The following is a 1,935-nucleotide window of genomic DNA, read 5'->3' on the forward strand; positions in this document are numbered from 1 at the left end:
CCATTGGAGAGGGGATCCATGCCCTTGATGCCCTGGGCGGCGTCACCGTCGGCGATTGCGCGCACCTCGAGGGGATGCATCTTGGTGAAATCGGCGACCTGGTCGAAGGTCAGCGCGGTGTTGTCGAGCAGCCAGACGGCGGTCGCCTTGGGCATCAGAGGTGCGTTGCTCATGGCAAATCTCCTTTGTGCTTCGCCCACCCCTCTGGAGGCGAAACCGGTGGTCATCAGCGATGACAGGGAATTCGGGCTATATAAGCCCGGAGGGGGTAGCCATGCAATGCTTCTGCTATAGATAGTGCCTTGACACCGCCCGAAAGGGGGCCCAATTCCCTTTGAACCGCTGTAACGTTCAAGCCGACAGTTTTAAGCCCATTCCCATCCCGATCGCCCCCGCCAGAAGGCGAAACGGGTGATTCGGTCACGAGATCGCTCAATGTCAGCCAAGCCAGACCTCAAGATCGTGCTTTGTTCTCCCCGCGGCTTCTGTGCCGGCGTGGTCCGGGCGATCGACACCGTGGAACGGGCGCTCGATAAATACGGCGCGCCTGTCTATGTTCGCCACGAGATTGTGCACAACAAGTATGTCGTCGACGGGTTGAAGAAGAAGGGCGCCATCTTCGTCGAGGAACTGGCTGAAATCCCCGAAAACGCCACCGCACCGGTGGTGTTCTCGGCCCACGGCGTGCCGAAATCGGTTCCGGCCGACGCCCAGTCCCGCAATCTGTTTTCGCTGGATGCGACCTGCCCGCTGGTGACCAAGGTGCACCGCGAGGCCGCGATCCATTTCAAGCGCGGCCGCGAGATCTTCCTGATCGGCCATTCTCACCATCCCGAGGTGGTCGGCACGCTCGGCCAGCTTCCGCCCGGCGCCGTGACCCTGATCGAGACCGCCGAGGACGCCAAGACCATCACGCCGAAGGATCCCAACAACCTCGCCTTCGTGACCCAGACCACGCTGTCGATCGACGATACCGCCGAGATCGTGGCGCTGCTCAAGGAGCGTTTCCCGAACATCAATGGGCCGCACAAGGAGGACATCTGCTACGCCACCACCAACCGCCAGCTCGCGGTGAAGAAGGTGGCACCCGTGGTGGATGCACTCATCGTCGTCGGTGCGCCCAATTCGTCGAACTCGCAGCGCCTGCGCGAGGTTGCCGAGCGCGAGGGCTGCAAGATCGCGGTGCTGGCGCAGCGCGCCACCGACATCGACTGGAGCAAGTTCGGCAACATCAAGAGTCTCGGCATCACGGCCGGTGCGTCCGCGCCCGAGGTGATCGTCGAGGAAATCATGGACGCCTTCGCCGAGCGCTACACGCTGCACGTGGAGACGGTATCGGCCGCGGAGGAGAACGAGTTCTTCCCGCTGCCGCGTCAGGTGCGCCCCGAAGCCGCCGCCGAGTAGACCTTTATGGCGGTCTACACCGACGTCGCCGCCGACGAACTCGCGGATTTCCTGAAACACTACGAGCTCGGCGAACTGCTCTCCTACAAGGGCATCGCCGAGGGCGTGGAGAATTCCAACTTCCTGCTGCACACGACGACAGGATCGTTCATCCTCACGCTCTATGAAAAGCGCGTGGCGAAGAGCGACCTGCCATACTTCCTCGCGCTGATGACTCATCTGGCCGAGCATGGCGTCAACTGTCCGCTCCCGGTGAGGGGGCGCGACGGCGAGGCGCTGCGCGAACTGGCCGGCCGGCCGGCCGCGATCATCACCTTTCTCGAAGGCGTCTGGCCGCGCAAACCGATCGCCGCCCATTGCGCGGGGGTCGGCGAGGGGCTGGCGAAGATGCATTTGGCCGGTGCGAATTTTGCGATCCGGCGCGCCAATGCGCTCTCGGTCGCGGGCTGGCGGCCGCTGTTCGATGCGGCGTCGGGCCGCGCCGACGAGGTGCAGCCCGGCCTGCGCGGCTTTCTGGCCGCCGAGCTCGAC

General features: G+C 63.9%; 3 protein-coding genes. 2 read left to right on the plus strand and 1 reads right to left on the minus strand.

Annotation, left to right across the window (positions count from 1 at the left end; translation table 11 throughout):
* On the minus strand, positions 1-173 hold a 173-nt coding region (locus JHD07_RS34865), incomplete at its 3' end, for a cell cycle transcriptional regulator TrcR (RefSeq protein WP_291630439.1).
* A 262-nt stretch (positions 174-435) separates the two neighbouring features.
* Here JHD07_RS34865 and ispH point away from each other — a divergent pair.
* Together ispH and JHD07_RS34875 are read left to right on the plus strand one after the other, a co-directional pair.
* Positions 436-1,404 carry a 4-hydroxy-3-methylbut-2-enyl diphosphate reductase gene (gene ispH / locus JHD07_RS34870; RefSeq protein WP_291630436.1) on the plus strand — a complete coding sequence of 323 codons (969 nt, stop codon included), beginning with the start codon at positions 436-438 and terminating at the stop codon, positions 1,402-1,404.
* A 6-nt stretch (positions 1,405-1,410) separates the two neighbouring features.
* Positions 1,411-1,935 (plus strand): phosphotransferase (locus tag JHD07_RS34875; RefSeq protein WP_291630437.1); only part of this gene is annotated, 525 nt, incomplete at its 3' end.

This window comes from Bradyrhizobium sp., assembly GCF_016462955.1.
Taxonomy (GTDB): domain Bacteria; phylum Pseudomonadota; class Alphaproteobacteria; order Rhizobiales; family Xanthobacteraceae; genus Bradyrhizobium.